Genomic DNA, 17,561 nt, shown 5'->3' with positions numbered 1-17,561 from the left:
TGGCCCCAAGATTCCCGCGTGCATCCCCCATTGACAGCGCTTTCTGCTGCCCCTAAGTTGCCGCGAAGTTACCGGTAAGAGCTCGAAAGTTTCGGTTCCGCGTCCCATGCCACGGGAGGCCCGAGCATGAGCACGTCCACCACGTCGGCCCCACCGCCGGGCACCCAGGACCCACCGCCGGCCAGAGCCGCACCCCGTCGCCGTACGCGCAAGCCCGCGCGCACCGGCTGGCGGCGGGCGCTGCGCCGTGACTGGCAGCTGTACTCGCTGGCGATCCTGCCGCTGCTGTTCTTCCTGGTCTTCCGCTATCTGCCGATGATCGGCAACGTGATCGCCTTCCGGCGTTTCGAGCCGGGCGGCTCGATCTTCGGCGAGCAGTGGGTGGGGCTGCGCTATGTGCGCATGTTCCTCACCGATCCCACCTTCTGGCAGGTGTTCCAGAACACCTTGTGGCTCGGCGGACTGACGCTCGTCTTCTGCTTCCCGATCCCGATCGTGCTGGCGCTGCTGCTGAACGAGGTGCGCCGGCGGTCATTGAAGCGGTTCGTGCAGTCGGTGTCGTACCTTCCGCACTTCCTGTCGATCGTGATCGTCGCGGGCATCACCATGCAGATGCTCGCCACTGACGGGCCGGTCAACCACATCCTGGGCTGGTTCGGCCACGATCCGATCCGCTTCATCCAGGAACCGGAGTGGTTCCGCACGATCTACGTCGGCTCGGAGATCTGGCAGACCGCCGGCTGGGGCACGATCCTCTACCTCGCCGCGCTCACCACGATCGACGAGGACCTGTACGAGGCCGCGCGCATCGACGGCGCCAACCGCTGGCAGCAGATCTGGCACGTCACCCTGCCCGGCATCCGCCCCACCATGATCACGCTGCTGATCCTCAACATCGGCACGTTCCTGGCGGTCGGCTTCGAGAAGGTCCTGCTGCTGTACAACCCGCTGACGTATCCGACCGCCGACGTGGTCTCGACGTACCTCTACCGCGCCGGTGTCGAGTCGAACAGCTTCAGTTACGCCGCCGCCATCGGCCTGTTCGAGGCGATCATCGGCCTGGTGCTGATCACGTCCGCCAACCAGCTCTCGCGCCGCACAGTGGGGACGAGCCTGTGGTGAGCGTCAACCGGCCCACACGTGGTTACCGGGTCTTCCAGGGCGTCAACGGGGTGATCCTCACCCTGGTCGTGGTCGTCACCCTGTACCCGTTCGTGAACATCATCGCCCGCTCGTTCAGCTCGGAACGGCAGATCCGGGCCGGTGAAGTGACGTTGTGGCCCAAGGGTTTCAACCTCACCACGTACAAGATCGTGTTCCAGGACTCGATGTTCTGGCGGAACTACGGCAACACCGTGCTGTACACGGTGGTGGCCACCGCCGTCGCCATGGTCCTGACGACGTGTTACGCCTACGTCCTGTCCAAGAAGAACCTCAAGGGGCGCGGCGTGCTGGTGGGCGTCGCCGTGTTCACCATGTTCTTCACCGGTGGCCTGATCCCCAACTACGTCCTGGTCACCAGCCTCGGCCTGAAGAACAGTGTCTGGGCGATAGCGCTCCCCAACGCCATCAGCGTCTTCAACCTCCTGGTGATGAAGGCCTTCTTCGAGAGCCTGCCCACCGATCTGGAGGAGGCCGCGCAGATCGACGGCCTGAGCACGTACGGCATCCTGCTGCGGATCGTGCTGCCCCTGTCCAAGGCGGTGGTCGCGACGATGGTGCTGTTCTACTCGGTGTCCTTCTGGAACTCCTGGTTCAGCGCGTTCCTGTACATGGACAAGACCGAACTCATGCCGGCCACCGTCTACCTGCGCAACCTCATCTCGGGCGCCACCACGGGTGGCAACGCCGGCGCCGCCACGGAGCAGCTCAGCCAGGTCGGGGCGAACATCCAGTCGGTCACGATCGTGCTCACCGCGCTGCCGATCCTCTGCGTGTACCCGTTCGTCCAGCGCTACTTCGTCTCGGGCGTGATGCTCGGCGCGGTCAAGGGCTGACGCTCCCTCATATCGCTTACGGCATGCCGCCTAGGAATGTCGCTCTGGATGTCGCTCAGAAATTGTCGCTCAGGAATTGTCGCTTACGGAACAAAGGAGTCTCCGTGCAGAACTCAGGGAAGTTGTCGAGGCGTCAGATCCTTTCCGCCGCAGGTTTCATAGGCCTCGCCACCCTCACCGGCTGCGGCAGCGGCGAGGAAGGCGGGGACAGCAAGGACCTGTCGAAGAAGCAGAACGGCGCGATGAAGGAGTACCGCGCCGGCCAGCAGTTCAAGGCGGCCAAGCCACTGTCCTTCTCGGTCCTGCACAACAACAACCCGGTCTATCCGATGAAGAACAGCTGGCTGTTCTGGAGGGAGGTCACCAAGCGCACCGGTGTCACCTTCAAGCCCGTCGACGTCCCCCTGGTCGACTACGAGAAGAAGCGCAGCGTCCTCATCGGCGCGGGCGACGCCCCGTTCCTGATCCCCAAGACCTACCACCCGGCGGAGGCCGCGTTCGTGTCGTCGGGCGCGATCCTCCCGGTGAGCGACTACGTGCACCTGATGCCCAACTACCGGGCCAAGGTGAAGAAGTGGCGCCTGGAGCCCGAGCTCGACTCGATCCGGCAGTCCGACGGCAAGTACTACCTGCTGCCCGGCCTGCACGAGAGGCCCAAGTCCGGATACTCGATGTCCTTCCGCACGGACGTCCTCGACAAGCTGGGCCTGTCCCTGCCCACCAGCTGGGACGAGGTGTACACCGTCTTCAAGGCGATCAAGGAGGAGTACCCCGACCGCTACCCCTTCTCCGACCGCTGGAGCACCAACACCCCCTATCCCTGCGCCGCCCTGCTCAGCTACCTCGGCCAGGCATACGGCGTCAAGGCGGGCTGGACGTACGACAACATCAGCTTCGACTCCAACGCGAAGGAGTTCGTCTTCACCGGCGCGACGGACGGCTTCCGCCAGATGATCGAGTACCTGAGAAAACTCGTCGCCGAGAAGCTGATGGATCCGGAGAGCTTCACCCAGACCGACGACGCTGCCGTGCAGAAGCTGCTGGGCGAGAAGTCCTTCGCGATCAGCGCCAACCCGCAGGAGCTGGTGCAGAAGTACCGCTACGACCTGGAGAGGCAGGTCAGGGGCGCGAAGATCGAGATGGTGCCGGTGCCGCTCGGACCGGCGGGCCCGGTGGTGATGGGCGGCACCCGGCTGGAGAACGGAGTCATGATCTCCAGCAAGGCTCTCAAGAGCGACAGCTTCGTCGCGATGATGCAGTTCGTGGACTGGCTCTGGTACTCGGACGAGGGCCAGAAGTTCTGCAAGTGGGGCGTCGAGGGCGTCACCTACACCGAGTCCGGCGGCCGGTTCGAGCTGGAGCCCGGCATCAGCCTCATGGGCTCCGACCCGGACGCCCCGAAGGATCTACAGAAGGACTACGGCTTCTTCAACGGCGTCTTCACCTACGGCGGCAGCTGGGCGCTGGTCTCCTCCTCCTTCAGCCCGGACGAGAAGAAGTTCCAGGACGCCATGGCCCAGCGCGAACAACTGCCCATCGACCCGGCCCACCCGCTCCAGTCCGTCGAGCAGGAACAGGCGACGCTCTGGGACACCCCGCTCAGGGACCACGTCACCCAGAACACGCTCAAGTTCGCCCTCGGCAAGCGTCCGCTGTCCGAATGGGACGCGTATGTCGCCGAGCTGAAGGCCAAGAACATGGATCAGCTCGTCGACCTGCACAACAAGGCGCTGGACCGCTTCCAGAAGGAGACCGGGTGATCCGTGTGCCGACCGGGCCGAGCGGCCGGCTCACCGACGCCGTGGCGGGACGGGCGGCGGCCGCTCGGAACGGAGCCGCAGTGAGCACACCCGCACCCACCTCCACCGCCTTCGGCGACGGCCCCCTCTCCCGGGCCGCCGCCCTGATCCACACCATGGTCACCGTCGAGGCGCTGCTGCTCGTCGCCGCCGCACCGGGACTGGCCGGGCTGTTGCTGCTGGGCGCCGACGCCTCCAACCTCCCCCTGGCCGCCGTATGCCTGCTGCCCCTCGGCCCGGCCCTGTCCGCCGCGCTGTACGCCCTCCACCACCGCGACCGCGACCTCACCGACCTGCACCCGGCCCGCACCTACTGGCGCGGCTGGCGCCTGAACGCCTTACCGTCCCTGAAGCTGTGGGCGCCTCTGCTCGCCTGGCTCACCGTCATCGCCTTCACACTGACCCACTTCTCCGCCACCGGACTGCCCGGCTGGTGGGCGGTACTCCTCGGAGCCGTCGGGGCCGGCTCCCTCCTCTGGGGCGCGCACGCGCTCGTCCTCACCTCCCTGTTCACCTTCCGCGCCCGCGACACCGCCCGTCTGTCCGGTTACTTCCTGCTCCGGCACGGCCGCGCCACCCTGGGCGCCGCCTCGCTGCTCGTCCTGGCCGCCGGACTGACCGCCCTGCTCACCGAGGCCCTGCCCGCCCTGCTGGCCGCCCCGCTGCTGCTCTCCTTGCTGCACAGCAGCCGCCCGGTGATCGCCGAGACCCAGGAGGACTTCACCGCATGACCGTGCCCGGTACCCCCAAGATCCCGTACGGCGGTGACTACAACCCGGAGCAGTGGCCGGAGCCGGTCCGGGACGAGGACCACCGCCTGTTCACCCGGGCCGGCATCGACACCCTCACCGTCGGCGTCTTCTCCTGGTCGCTGACCCAACCGGCCGAGGAGACCTACGACTTCGCGATCCTGGACCGCATCCTGGACCGGGCCGCCGCCGAGGGCCGCCAGGTCTGCCTGGCCACCGGCACCGCCGCCCTCCCGCCCTGGCTGGCGAAGAAGTACCCCGAGGTCAACCGCACCGACTTCGAGGGCCGCCGCCACCGCTACGGCCAGCGCCACAACTTCTGCCCCAGCTCACCGGCATACCGCCGCCTCGCCACGGAGATGGCCGCCCGGCTCGCCGAACGGTACGCGCGGCACCCGGCGTTGCTCGCCTGGCACATCAACAACGAGTACGGCGGCGCCTGTTACTGCGATCTGTGCGCCGAGGCGTTCAGGGAATGGCTCAGGGACAAGTACGCCACCCTCGACGCCCTCAACGACGCCTGGTGCACCACCTTCTGGTCCCACCGCTACACCACCTGGGAAGAGATCGAGCCTCCGAACGCCCTCACCGAACACTGGCGCGGCCCCGACCACACCGCCTTCCAGGGCACCACCCTCGACTACTTCCGCTTCACCACCGACGCCCTGCTCGGCTGCTTCCTCGCCGAGAAGGAGGTGATCCGCGCCCATGACCTCGACACGCCCGTCACCACCAACTTCATGGGCATGTTTCGCCCCCTCGACTACCACCGCTGGGCGCCCCACCTCGACTTCGCCTCCTGGGACAGCTACCCGCCCCTCGACGCCCCGCCGACCTGGCCCGCCCTCGCCCACGACCTGATGCGCGGCCTGAAGGACGGCGCCCCCTTCTGGCTGATGGAGCAGACCCCGTCCACCACCGCCTGCCGTGACGTCAACCCGCTGCGGAGGCCGGGGGAGCTGCGCCTCGCCACCTTCCAGGCCATCGCGCACGGCGCGGACGCGGCCCTGTACTTCCAGATGCGCGCCTCGCGCGGAGCCTGCGAGAAGTACCACGGGGCGGTCATCGGCCACGCGGGCCGCGACGACACCCGCGTGTTCCGCGAAGTTGCCGATCTGGGACGGGAGTTGGAGCTTCTGGGCTCCAGCACCCTCGGCGCCCGGACTCCTGCCCGTACCGCGCTGATCTTCGACTGGGACAGCTGGTGGGCCCTGGAGATCTCCGACGGCCCCTCACGCCTGGTCCGCTACCAGGAGGTGGTCCACGCCTACTACCGGGCCGCCCGCGCGGCCGGCGCCGACCTCGACGTCATCCCGCAGACCGCCGACCTCACGTCCTACGACGTGGTCCTCGCCCCCGCCCTGCACATGGTCAAGGGCGACCTGGCCACCCGCCTCGAAGCCGTCGCCGCACGCGGCGGCACCGTCCTCACCACCTTCCTCTCCGGCCGGGTCGACGAACACGACCGCGCCTTCCTCACCGACGTGCCCGGCCCGCTCGCCCCTCTCATGGGCGTCCGCGTCGACGAATGGGACTCCCGCCCGCCGGAGTTCCTCCAGACCGTCCCTGAGCTGTCGGCCGAGGCCCGGCTCGTCTTCGAGATCGTGCTGCCACGGGGCGCCGAGCCGGTCGCCACGTACGGCACCGACTTCTACGCGGGCACCCCCGCCGTGACCCGCAACCGATTCGGCGACGGCGAGGGCTGGTACGTCGCCACCGCGCTCGACCAGCCAGGCGTCGACCAGGTGATCCGGCGCATCCTGGCCCGCCACGACCTGATCGGCCCGTATCCCGAGCACACAGACCTGGAGACCGCGACCCGCGTCACCGCCGACGGCACCCGGCTCCTCTTCCTCCTCAACCACGCACCCGAGCCGGCCCGCCTGACCGCGCACACCACCGCCACCGACCTGCTGACCGGCAAGCGGGTCGAGGAGGGCGAACCCCTGACCCTCGATCCGCTGGGCACAGCGATTCTGCTCATTCAGTAGATGCGGTTCAGTAGATCCGGCGCCCATGTGCGTCGGGCACACCCGACTTCCGGAAGAAGTAGCTGTTGACCTGATCGCGCCACTCGCGGGCGCTGCGGAGCTGCTCCTCGAACCGCTCCGTCACCCGCGCGTGGCGCGCCGGGTTCACCAGACCGGCCAGCGAGGCCCACACCTCCCGGGCCTCCTCCACCTCCGCCACGCCCTCGAAATGCGTGTCGTAGATGTGCTGGATCACCGTCTTGCCGCTCTGCAGCACATGCCCGTACGACACGTGGTGGAAGAACAGCAGCAGTTCGTCGGGGCAGGTGTCCGGCGACTCGTACAGTTCGGCCCACGGCTTGGCGTACTGCCCCGCGTACCCGGTGCCGGTGGCGCAGCTGCGGTCGACCCCGACCCCGTCCCGGTCGGCGAAGTGATAGGTCCCCCACGGGCTGTACTCGTATCCGTCCACGCTCGGCCCGTAGTGGTGCCCCGGCTGCACCATGAAGCCCACCCCGAGCGGCGCGGTGTACTTCTCGTACGTCCGCCACGAACCGTCCAGCACCGCGCGCGGCCCCGCCGCCGGACCCGTCCCGAAGGTGAGCCGGATCCACTCGTCGAGAACGCCGTCCGGAGCCGCGTCCGGCTGCCATGCCAGCCGCCCGAAGGTGTAGAGGTTCGCCTGGGCGAGCGGATGCCCGGTCCAGAACGGGTCGTCGCCGACGTTGGACACGGCCACGAGCCCGCCCGCCAGCTGCCCGACGCTCGCCTCCCCGGCGGGCCGGAATCGCAACACCTCGCTCCACATCGGCCCCAGCCAGCACACGTGCCGCTGCTGCCCGGTGTACTCCTGCGTGGCCTGCACCTCCACCGCCAGCCGCGTGCGCGGCATCGCGCCGATCAGCGGGGACACCGGCTCCCGCACCTGGAAGTCCACCGGCCCGTGCTTGACCTGGAGCACCGCGTTCGGCGCGAACTGCCCGTCCAGGGGCACGAAGTGGTCGTACGCCGCCCGCGCCCGGTCGGTCGTGCGGTCCCGCCAGTCCTGGCGGTGGTTGTAGACGAAGGCTCGCCAGTGGACCGTGCCGCCGTACGGTTCGAGCGCCGCGGCCAGCATGTTCGCCCCGTCGGCGTGAGTGCGGCCGTACGCGAACGGCCCCGGCTGGCCCTCGGAGTCCGCCTTGACGACGTATCCGCCGAAGTCCTCGATCTCGTGGTAGACCCGCCGTGTCGTCTCGGCCCACCAGGCGCGCACCGAGGCGTCCAGCGGATCGGCCGTGGCCGGCCCGCCGAGGACCATGGGCGCGGCGAAGCTCACCGACAGATGCGTCCTGATGCCGTACGGTCTCAACGCGCCCGCGATCTCGGCGACTTCACCGATCCGGTCGGTGAGCAGGTGCGCCTCGGTCTCGTGCACGTTGACGTTGTTCACCGCCACGGCGTTGATTCCGCAGGCCGCCAGCAGCCTGCCGTACGCCCGTACCCGCTCCAGGTCACCGCGCGCCCGCCCGTCCTGCCAGAACAGCGACCCTCCGGCGTACCCGCGCTCCACCTGCCCCATGACCGGGTGCACGGCCACGTTGTCCCAGTGGTCCAGCATCCGCAGCGCCAGTGCCGGACGGTGCGCTTCCCGCGGGCGCTCACCGCGGAAGGCGTCCTCGCCGAGCCGTACGACATGGAAGAACCCGTACAGGAGCCCGGCCTGTCCCGACGCGGTGACGGTCGTACGGCTGCCCGCGCGCTCGTAGGTGAACGCCTCCGAGTCGTCGGTGCCGGCCGGCTCCAGCACGAGGTCGTACGACGTGCCGGAACCCGGCTCGGGGTCGCGGTCCACACGACCACCGAACCGGGCGCAGGCCTGAGTCACTTCCCCGTGCACCGTCTCCACCAGCGGTCCCGACCCCCGGATCAGCGTGCGCCGGGTGCCGACCGCCCGGAAGGCGGCGGGCGGCAGCCACGCGGGGTCGACACCGTCGGGCAGGACCGGCACGGGAAGCGACATGGGACTCCCAACTCCGTTGCTCAGGCGAGCAGTTCGACCTCCGCGACGGTCGCCGTGCCGTCGAGGACCAGGCGGTACCTCTCGTACGTACCCGGCGATCTCACGGTGAACGCCCGGGTCTGCCGGTCCCAGGAGAAGGACTCCCCGGAGCGTTCGTCGAGGGTCTTCCACGTGGTCCCGTCGGCCGATCCCTGGAGCGTCCACCCGGTCGGCGCCTTCGTACGGTCCGACGACGACGTCAGCGTGTACTGCACCGCCTTCGCACTCTCGGCGACCGGCAACTCGACCGTGGACACCGAGGCTTCGGTCGCCGACGTGTTGTCGACGAGCGCCCCGTCACCCTCCAGCACGTCCGCCCTCGGCGTCGGCACCTTGTCGTCCTTGGTGATCGACACGGGCGCCGCGTTCTTGCCGGTGCCCCACGACGAGGGCCGCGGTCCCATGTCGAAGTCCAGAACACCGCCGCGAGACAGCAGCGAGTGGGGGAGCGAAGTCGACGTCCACGTACGGCCGTTGACCTTCAGCCCCTGCACGTACACGTTCTTCGCGCTGTTCTTCGGCGCCCTGACCACCAGCTCCCGGCCGTTCTCCAGATGGACCGTCGCCTTGGTGAACAGCGGGGAGCCGACGGCGTATTCGCCGCTGCCCATCACCAGCGGGTAGAAGCCCAGCGCGGAGAACAGGAACCAGGCCGACTGCTCGCCGTTGTCCTCGTCGCCGTGGTAGCCCTGGCCGATCTCGCTGCCGGTGTACAGCCGCGACAGCACCTCGCGCACGTTCCGCTGCGCCTTCCAGGGCTGCCCTGCCGCGTCGTACATGTAGTTGACGTGGTGGGCGACCTGGTTGGAGTGCCCGTACATGCCCATCCGGACGTCCCGCGCCTCCGTCATCTCGTGGATGACCCCGCCGTAGGAGCCGACGAAGTCCGGCGAGGCCGTCTCCGGGGTGGCGAAGTACTCGTCGAGCTTCTCCGCGAGGCCGCCGCGGCCGCCGTAGAGGTTGGCGAGGCCCCGGCTGTCCTGCGGGGCGGTGAAGGCGTAGCCCCAGCCGTTGGTCTCCGTGTAGTCGTAGCCCCACACGCGCGGGTCGTACTTCGAGGACTCGACCCGCCAGTCGCCCTTGGCGTCCCTGCCCTGGAAGAAACCGGCCTCGGAGTCGAAGAGGTTCACATAGTCCTGGGCCCGGTCGAGGAAGTACTCCGACTCCTCCTTGTAGCGCTTCTCGCCGGTCTTCTCGTACAGGGCCCGGCCCATCCGCGCGATGCCGTAGTCGTTGAGGTAGCCCTCCAGCGCCCAGGACAGGCCCTCGTGCGTGTCGGTGCTGGTGTAGCCGAGGAAGGGCGAGATCGCCATGCCCTTGCGGCCCACACCCGAGGACGGGGGCACGACCGTCGCGTTCTTCACGGCCGCGTCGTACGCCGACTTCGCGTCGAAGTCGACGCCCTTGACGTAGGCGTCCGCGAAGGCCACGTCCGAGGAGGTGCCGGTCATCAGGTCCGCGTACCCCGGCGAGGACCAGCGCGAGGTCCAGCCGCCGTCCTTGTACTGCTGCACGAACCCGTCGACCATCTCGCCCGCCTGACGAGGCGACAGGAGCGAGTACGCCGGCCAGGTCGTCCGATAGGTGTCCCAGAAGCCGTTGTTGACGTACACCTTGCCGTCCACGATCTTCGCGCCGGTGTGCGTCGGTGTGTCGGGGCCGGGCATCGGCGAGAACGGCGAGGCGTACTGGTACTTCGAACCGACCTTCTCGAAGCCGGAGTTGGGGTAGAGGTACAGCCGGTACAGGTTGGAGTACAGCGTCGTCAGCTGGTCCGGTGTCGCTCCCTCGACCTCGACCTTGCCGAGGATCCGGTCCCACTGGCGCTGGGCGCGCGACTTGACCGACTCGAAGGAGGTGCCGTCCGGGATCTCCTGGCGCAGGTTGTCCTTCGCCTGGTCGACACTGATCAGCGAGGTGGCCAGACGGAGGGTGACCGAGCGGTCGTCGCCGGCGTCGAAGCGCAGATGGCCCTTGACCCCGCTGGAGGAGCCCTCGGTCACGGGCTTGTCGAAGACGCCGTACACGAAGAGCCGGGTGGCGCCGGTCGACAGTCCGGACTTCACGTCCGAGTACCCGGTGACGACGCCCGCCGACTTGTCGAGGGTCAGCCCGGCCTGGTCGGTCACGTTGTCGAAGAGCACGCTCGCGTCGTCGCCCGGATAGGTGAAGCGAAGTACGGCCGCGTGGTCGGTCGGCGCCATCTCCGCCTTCAGCCCGTTCTCGAACCGCACCCCGTAGTAGTACGGCCGCGCGGTCTCGTTCTCGTGCCGGAAGGCCAGCTCCCGGGCCTCCCGGCCGTGGTCCGGGGTGCCGGACGCGGCCGACGGCATCACCTGGAAGGTCTGCCGGTCGCCCATCCAGGGGCTGGGCTCATGGCTGGCGCTGAAGGCCTGGATGGTCGGCAGGTTGTCCGCGTTGTTCGCCCGCGCGTAGTCGTACAGCCAGCTCAGCGAGCCGGCGTTGGTCACCGGCGTCCAGAAGTTGAAGCCGTGCGGGACGGCCGTCGCCGGGAAGTTGTTGCCGCGGGAGAAGCCGCCGCTGGAGTTGGTGCCGCGGGTGGTCAGCGCGTAGTCGGACAGATGTGCCTTCGGCTTCTCGGGCGCGGCCCGCTCGATCGTCACGTCGTCCAGCCAGCCGCGGAACTTCGCCGGGCCCTTGGGGGAGTCGTACGCGACGAGGATCCGGTCGACGGTCTTCCCGGCCGCGACCGACCCGATCCGCGAGACGACGTTGTTCCACTGGTTGACGTAGAGCACCTTGGCGGCGCCCTGCCCTCGCGGACTCAGCTCGAAGCCGTGCTGGTCCGTCGCCCTGAGGTCACTCAGCGAGCCGCCGTCCGTGAAGACCAGGTCCACCGACACGTTCGTCGCGTCGTAGTCCCGGTCGCCGTCCGCCATCGACGGGAAGATCCGGTACGACAGCCGGGTGTCCCGGCCGACCGCCACGTTCACGTCGAAGACCTTGTTGTACGAGTACGCCCGCCCGTCCGCCGTATGCCGACCGGCGTACCTCAGGGCCCTCTTTCCGGTGAATCCGGCGCCCGCCTTCGCGGTGGGCGAGCCGCTCGGGCCGCGGTCGACCAGGGAGAGCATGTCCTGCGGGACGGGGCCGTCGCTGCCGCCGGTGGAGAACTGCACGTCGGCCAGCTGGAGGATGTCGGCGCCGTTGTTCTTGGTGATGTCCAGCCGGAAGTGCCGGTACTCCGCGGCGGCCGCCGGCGGGATGTCGTACGTCTTGGTCTGGAACCGCTCGGAGAAGGACTCGCCGGAGCGGGTGTCGAGGGTCTTCCAGTTCTTGCCGTCCGTGGAGCCCTGGAGGGTCCAGTCCTGCGGGTCGCGCTGGGCGACGTCGTTCGCCGAGGTGAGCGCGTACATCACCACCTTGACCGGCTTGTCCAGGTCGAACTCGGCCCAGCCGGTGGATTCGAAGGTGAGCCATTTGGTGGACGGCTCGCCGTCGACGAGGTTCTCCTTCACCTCGCCGCCGCCGGTGTTCTCGCCGCTCGCCCGTACGTCCGTGACGTGGTCGGTGACATTGCCCGGAATACCGGTGCTGTAGCCGCCGTCGACGCCTGAGGCCCGCTTGCCGCCGTCCGGTGCGGTGTCGACGGTGTTGAGCCAGTCGGGTGCCGGCTCGCCCGCCTCGAAGGAGGAGGCGAACCCCCGGTCGGCGGTGGGTGCCTCCGGCAGGGCGACCGCGGTCCCCTGCGAGCCCACCGCCACAGCGAAGACGGCCGTGAACGCCACGACCGCCGAACCCGCTCTTCCCGCCCTGCCCCGTCTGTGCCGAACCCTGTGCTGCCGCATACGCGAGCACCCTCCCTGCGCTGGTGAGGACAACGTTGTCAACTTCGCTGCGCAAGGAACCAGTTGTGACTCAAGTGTGCAGTGTTGTCAAGGGTGTTGGCTGTGGCATTCGGGGTCTATGTCAGGGATTTTTCCGGCAAGTGGCACACAGGGCACTCATATTTCCGCGAGGTCTCAACTCGGAAAAGACCCGCGGCCAACCTTGCATTCGATCTTGCTCCACTGCCGGGAAATGGACTATACCTGTCGGCACTTCACGCGATCCGCACGTCACGCTCCACTTCATGATCCACTTTTCTTGCACGACCCTGCTTGACCTGACCGCGGTGCCGGGAAGGATCCGGTTCACCGCCTGAGTCCTGGAGAAGGCGAGGACTTGAGCATGGGATCCACTTCCGCCGAGAACACCGAGAACGGCACCGCAGGCGTCGGCCGCCGCGATCTGATCAAGCGGTCCGCCGCGCTGGGCCTGATCTCCGTCCCCACGATGAGCTTCCTGTCCGCGTGCGCCAGCAGTGGCGGCGACGACAACGGCGACAAGGCCAAGGCGGGCGAGAAGACCGCCAAGAACCCGCTTGGCGTAAACGACACCGCGGGGATGGAATTCGTCCTGTTCGACGGCGGTTTCGGCAAGGAGTACGCCGAGGACGCCGTGAAGATCTACGAAAAGGACTTCCCCAAGGCCAAGGTGAAGTTCTCGGCCACCCAGAAGATCCAGTCCACCCTGCAGCCGCGCTTCAACCAGGGCACGCCGCCCGACCTCATCGACAACTCCGGCGCCGAGCAGATGGACATGGGCGTCCTGGCCGGCAAGAACCAGCTCGCCGACCTCACCCCGCTCCTCGACGCCCCGTCCTACGACGACCCGAACAAGAAGGTCCGCGACACGCTCCGCCCCGGCATCGTGGAGATGGGCCAGCTGGACGGCGACCCGGTCTGGATCATGTACTACGCCTACACGGTGTACGGCGTCTGGTACTCGCAGAAGGCCCTGGACTCGCTCGACGAGCAGTACCCGGAGACCTGGGACCAGATGCTCGCGGTGTGCGAGAAGGCCAAGAAGAAGGGCATGGCGGGCTGGACGTACGCGGGCAAGTACCCGTACTACCTCCCCTTCTCGCTCTACCCGATGATCGGCAAGGTGGGCGGCGCCGAGGTCCTCGACGCCATCGACAACCTGGAGCCGAACGCCTGGAAGCACCCGGCGGTCAAGGCGTGTTTCGACGCCTACTACGAGCTCTACAAGAAGGGCTACATCCTCAGGGGCACCCCCGGTCTGGACCACATCCAGTCGCAGACCGCCTGGGCCAAGGGCAAGGCGCTGTTCATCCCGAACGGCTCCTGGGTGGAGAACGAGTCGGCGAACGTCATCCCGAAGGACTTCGACCTGGCCGTCTCCGCGCCCACCGGCATCGACTCCTCCGACAAGATGTCCTTCGGCACCATCTGGGCCTCCGGCGGCGAGCCCTTCATCGTCCCGGCCAAGGCGAAGAACGGCACCGGCGGCATGGAGCAGCTGCGCATCATGCTCAGCGAGGCGTCCTCGAGGAACTTCACCAGCAAGGTCAAGTCGCTCACCGCCTACAACGGCGGCACCGACGGCATCACCCTCACACCCGGTTTGAAATCCGGTGTCGCGGCGCTGGAAAAGGCCGGGGAGAACGTGGTGAATCCGCGTATGCAGGACTGGTACGTGCAGTTGCAGAAGGAGAAGATCGGCGTGTCCGGCCTCGGCGAGATGATGGCCGGCCGTCTTACCCCGGCCGAGGCCATCAAGAAGATCCAGGGTTTCGCCGACGAGACCGCCAAGGACACCTCGATCAAGCACTACAAGCACCAGTAACCGGCATTCTCACGGCACCGGAGTAGCGATGCAGCATGGCAAGTACCGGTTCATCGTGGGGTTTTTGGCCTTGCCCCTGGGACTGTACGCGCTCTTCGTGGTCTGGCCGTTCATCCAGTCCATCTACTACTCGTTCACGGACTGGACCGGCCTGAGCCCCGAATTCAAGATGGTCGGCCTGGACAATTACCGGAGGATGCTGGACGACGAGATCTTCTGGAAGTCCTTGCAGCACAGCTTGATGTTCGCGGTCGTGCTGCCGCTGGTGACGATCAGCCTGGCGCTGTTCTTCGCCTTCATGATCAATGTGGGCGGCCGGAGAAGGAAGGGCGGCCCGGTCATCTCCGGTGTCCGGGGCTCTTCCTTCTACAAGATCGTCTATTTCTTTCCACAGGTGCTCTCGATCGCGATCGTCGCCCTGTTGTTCGCCTTCGCGTACAACCCGGACAGCGGCGCCATCAACTCGTTCCTGCGCGGGATCGGGCTCGACAGCGTCCAGCCGCTGTGGCTGGGCGACCCGAGCCTGGCCCTGTGGTGCGTGTTGGCGGTACTGGTCTGGTCCACGGTCGGCTTCTTCGTGGTGCTGTTCTCCGCCGGCATGGCCTCCATCCCGACCGACCTCTACGAGGCCGCGCTGCTCGACGGCGCCGGCCGTGCCACCACGTTCTTCCGGATCACCCTGCCGCTGCTGTGGGACACCGTGCAGTCCGGCTGGGTCTACATGGGCATCCTCGCCCTGGGCGCCGAGTCGTTCGCGGTCGTACAGATCATGACGACCGGGCCCGGCGGTCCCGACTACTCGACCACCGTCATGGTCCTGTACGTGTACCAGAAGGCGTTCCGTGACGGGCAGGCCGCCTACGCCACCACCATCGGCGTCGCCCTGCTCGTCGTCACGCTGGCCTTCGCCGCCCTCGTGATGCGGCTGGGCCGACGCGAGCGGCTGGAGTACTGATCAGATGAAGACGACCGAGACCCCCGCCCCCGTACCGGCCGAGTCGGGTGCGCCCGTCGCCAAGGTCGACGCCCCGGCCGGCCCGCCCCAGAAGGAGAAGAAGGAGGGCACCACCCTCAACGTCTTCTCGCACGGGATCCTGGTCCTCTGGGCGATCATGGTCGTTCTGCCGCTGCTGTGGGCGGTGATGACCTCCTTCAAGGACGACAGCTCCATCTTCGGCTCGCCCTGGTCGCTGCCGGACAAGCTGCACTTCGACAACTGGTCGCGGGCCTGGACCGAGGCCAACATGAGCGACTACTTCCTCAACACCGTCCTGGTGGTGGGTGGCTCGCTCATCGGCACGCTGGTGCTCGGCTCCATGGCGGCGTACGTACTGGCCCGCTTCGACTTCCCGGGCAACCGGTTCATCTACTACCTGTTCATCGGCGGCATGAGCTTCCCGATCATGCTGGCGCTGGTCCCACTGTTCTACGTCGTGAACAACATGGGGCTGCTGAACACGATCCACGGCCTGATCCTGGTCTACATCGCCTACTCGCTGCCGTTCACGGTGTTCTTCCTGACCGCGTTCTTCCGCACCCTGCCGACCTCGGTGGCGGAGGCGGCCTTCGTGGACGGCGCCTCGCACTCCCGGACGTTCTTCCAGATCATGCTGCCGATGGCCAAGCCCGGCCTGGTCAGCGTGGGAATCTTCAACTTCCTCGGGCAGTGGAACCAGTACATGCTGCCGACGGTGCTCAACACCGACCCGGACAAGCGCGTCCTCACCCAGGGGCTGGTGCAACTCGCGGTCAGCCAGGGGTACAAGGGCGACTGGTCCGGCCTGTTCGCGGGCCTGGTCATGGCGATGCTGCCGGTCCTCGCCGCGTACATCATCTTCCAGCGACAGGTGGTGCAGGGGCTGACGGCGGGCGCGCTGAAGTAGCGACTCTCCGCCCGCAGGGGCGCCGCTCCCGGCCTCCGGGCGCGGCGCTCCGTCGCTGTGTGCGACGACGCGGATGCGGTTCAACCTCTTGACGGGAGGCGACCCGAACGGCTCAGCTTAGAGTTCACTAGTTGGACATGGACGGGGCCTCATCGAAGCGGTCCCGCGCGCAGGAGGTCGTCGTGGAGACTCCGGGGTCGCAGTCGTCGCTGCACCGAGCCAACCTGGAGCGGGTCGTACGAGCCGTGCGGCTGGCCGGGTCGCTCACGCAGGCGGAGATCGCACGGACGACGGGCCTGTCCGCGGCGACCGTCTCCAACATCGTGCGCGAGCTCAAGGACGGCGGAACCGTCGAGGTCACGCCCACATCGGCGGGCGGCCGCCGGGCCCGCAGCGTCTCGCTGAGCGGGGACGCCGGCATCGTCATCGGCGTCGACTTCGGGCACACCCACCTGCGCGTGGCGGTCGGCAACCTCGCCCACCAGGTGCTCGCCGAGGAGTCCGAGCCGCTGGACGTGGACGCCTCCTCCACGCAGGGCTTGGACCGGGCGGAACAGCTGGTCACCCGGCTGATCGAGGCCACCGGAGTGGACCGCTCCAAGATCGCCGGCGTGGGCCTCGGTGTCCCCGGCCCGATCGACGTGGAGTCCGGCACGCTGGGTTCGACCGCCATTCTGCCCGGCTGGACCGGCACCAAGCCCGCCGAGGAGCTGCGGGGGCGGCTCGGCGTGCCGGTGCACGTGGACAACGACGCCAACCTCGGCGCCCTCGGCGAACTGGTCTGGGGCAGCGGCCGGGGGGTGCGGGACCTGGCGTACATCAAGGTCGCGAGCGGTGTCGGCGCGGGCCTGGTGATCAACGGGAAGATCTACCGGGGCCCCGGCGGCACGGCGGGGGAGATCGGACATATCACGCTCGACGAATCCGGCCCCGTCTGCCGCTGTGGAAACCGCGGCTGCCTGGAGACCTTCGCGGCCGCTCGCTATGTCCTGCCGCTGCTCCAGTCCAGCCACGGCACCGACCTGACGATGGAAGGCGTCGTACGACTGGCACGTGACGGAGACCCGGGCTGCCGTCGGGTGATCGCCGACGTCGGCCGTCACATCGGCAGTGGAGTCGCCAATCTCTGCAATCTGCTGAACCCGAGCCGGGTGGTTCTCGGCGGTGATCTCGCCGAGGCCGGTGAGCTGGTGCTCGGGCCGATCAGGGAGTCCGTCGGCCGCTACGCCATCCCCAGCGCGGCCCGTCAACTCTCCGTTCTCCCGGGGGCACTCGGTGGCCGCGCGGAGGTGCTCGGGGCACTCGCTCTCGCACTCAGCGAGATGGGCGATTCAACCCTTTTGGACAGCACCCTGCATGCTGCCGCACCCGCCTTCACTTAGAGAACGGATGGCACCGTTGCCAACCCGTTAAGGATTTACTTCTTGACGTCGCACGTATGGCCGAGTTGACTTCCAGCCACCTCGGTCG

Annotated in this window: 11 protein-coding genes; 9 read left to right on the top strand and 2 right to left on the bottom strand. The window is 67.9% G+C overall.

Going from position 1 to position 17,561, the window contains the following annotated elements; translation table 11 throughout:
* Positions 1-126: 126 nt before the first annotated feature.
* From ABT063_RS32650 to ABT063_RS32630, 5 genes are all read left to right on the top strand, one after another.
* Positions 127-1,122, top strand: a complete 996-nt coding sequence (locus tag ABT063_RS32650; protein ID WP_351063355.1) for an ABC transporter permease — start codon at positions 127-129, stop codon at positions 1,120-1,122.
* Complete coding sequence (locus ABT063_RS32645) at positions 1,116-1,997, top strand: carbohydrate ABC transporter permease (protein ID WP_351063353.1); 882 nt, start codon at positions 1,116-1,118, stop codon at positions 1,995-1,997. Before ABT063_RS32650 ends, ABT063_RS32645 begins: the two co-directional genes overlap by 7 nt.
* A 104-nt stretch (positions 1,998-2,101) precedes the next feature.
* Positions 2,102-3,757, top strand: a complete 1,656-nt coding sequence (locus tag ABT063_RS32640; protein WP_351063351.1) for an ABC transporter substrate-binding protein — start codon at positions 2,102-2,104, stop codon at positions 3,755-3,757.
* 80 nt (positions 3,758-3,837) lie between these two features.
* Complete coding sequence (locus tag ABT063_RS32635) at positions 3,838-4,527, top strand: YesL family protein (RefSeq protein ID WP_351063393.1); 690 nt, start codon at positions 3,838-3,840, stop codon at positions 4,525-4,527.
* On the top strand, positions 4,524-6,536 hold the full coding sequence (locus ABT063_RS32630) for a beta-galactosidase (RefSeq protein ID WP_351063349.1): 2,013 nt from the start codon (positions 4,524-4,526) through the stop codon (positions 6,534-6,536). Before ABT063_RS32635 ends, ABT063_RS32630 begins: the two co-directional genes overlap by 4 nt.
* Positions 6,537-6,543: 7 nt before the next feature.
* On the opposite strand, the gene ABT063_RS32625 is transcribed toward ABT063_RS32630, so the two are convergent.
* Together ABT063_RS32625 and ABT063_RS32620 are read right to left on the bottom strand one after the other, a co-directional pair.
* Positions 6,544-8,517, bottom strand: a complete 1,974-nt coding sequence (locus tag ABT063_RS32625) for an alpha-glucuronidase (protein ID WP_351063348.1) — start codon at positions 8,515-8,517, stop codon at positions 6,544-6,546.
* Positions 8,518-8,537: 20 nt separating this feature from the next.
* Positions 8,538-12,365 (bottom strand): GH92 family glycosyl hydrolase, encoded by a 3,828-nt coding sequence (locus ABT063_RS32620; RefSeq protein WP_351063347.1) that lies wholly within the window; start codon positions 12,363-12,365, stop codon positions 8,538-8,540.
* A 382-nt stretch (positions 12,366-12,747) separates the two neighbouring features.
* Here ABT063_RS32620 and ngcE point away from each other — a divergent pair, with 382 nt between their 5' ends.
* The 4 genes from ngcE to ABT063_RS32600 all read left to right on the top strand — a co-directional run bounded on the left by ngcE (position 12,748) and on the right by ABT063_RS32600 (position 17,473).
* Positions 12,748-14,208: an N-acetylglucosamine/diacetylchitobiose ABC transporter substrate-binding protein gene (gene ngcE, locus ABT063_RS32615; RefSeq protein ID WP_351063345.1), complete on the top strand. Its 1,461-nt coding sequence runs from the start codon at positions 12,748-12,750 to the stop codon at positions 14,206-14,208.
* 28 nt (positions 14,209-14,236) lie between these two features.
* Positions 14,237-15,163 carry a carbohydrate ABC transporter permease gene (locus ABT063_RS32610; protein ID WP_351063343.1) on the top strand — a complete coding sequence of 309 codons (927 nt, stop codon included), beginning with the start codon at positions 14,237-14,239 and terminating at the stop codon, positions 15,161-15,163.
* 4 nt (positions 15,164-15,167) lie between these two features.
* Positions 15,168-16,091 (top strand): carbohydrate ABC transporter permease, encoded by a 924-nt coding sequence (locus ABT063_RS32605; RefSeq protein WP_351063342.1) that lies wholly within the window; start codon positions 15,168-15,170, stop codon positions 16,089-16,091.
* Positions 16,092-16,273: 182 nt separating this feature from the next.
* A complete protein-coding gene (locus ABT063_RS32600; protein WP_351063340.1) occupies positions 16,274-17,473 on the top strand; it encodes an ROK family transcriptional regulator in 1,200 nt (399 codons plus the stop codon).
* Positions 17,474-17,561 lie beyond the last annotated feature (88 nt).

Source organism: Streptomyces sp. NPDC002838 (assembly GCF_040295365.1).
Lineage (GTDB): Bacteria > Actinomycetota > Actinomycetes > Streptomycetales > Streptomycetaceae > Streptomyces.
This window is presented reverse-complemented; position numbering and strand designations above follow the sequence as displayed.

What these genes read in the sequence shown, in the direction of transcription:
- ABT063_RS32610 (WP_351063343.1), top strand. Translation starts at nt 14,237, where the DNA reads ATGCAGCATGGCAAGTACCGGTTCATCGTGGGGTTTTTGGCCTTGCCC.
- ABT063_RS32605 (WP_351063342.1), top strand. Translation starts at nt 15,168, where the DNA reads ATGAAGACGACCGAGACCCCCGCCCCCGTACCGGCCGAGTCGGGTGCG.
- ABT063_RS32630 (WP_351063349.1), top strand. Translation starts at nt 4,524, where the DNA reads ATGACCGTGCCCGGTACCCCCAAGATCCCGTACGGCGGTGACTACAAC.
- ABT063_RS32650 (WP_351063355.1), top strand. Translation starts at nt 127, where the DNA reads ATGAGCACGTCCACCACGTCGGCCCCACCGCCGGGCACCCAGGACCCA.
- ABT063_RS32620 (WP_351063347.1), bottom strand. Translation starts at nt 12,365, where the DNA reads ATGCGGCAGCACAGGGTTCGGCACAGACGGGGCAGGGCGGGAAGAGCG.
- ABT063_RS32625 (WP_351063348.1), bottom strand. Translation starts at nt 8,517, where the DNA reads ATGTCGCTTCCCGTGCCGGTCCTGCCCGACGGTGTCGACCCCGCGTGG.
- ngcE (WP_351063345.1), top strand. Translation starts at nt 12,748, where the DNA reads ATGGGATCCACTTCCGCCGAGAACACCGAGAACGGCACCGCAGGCGTC.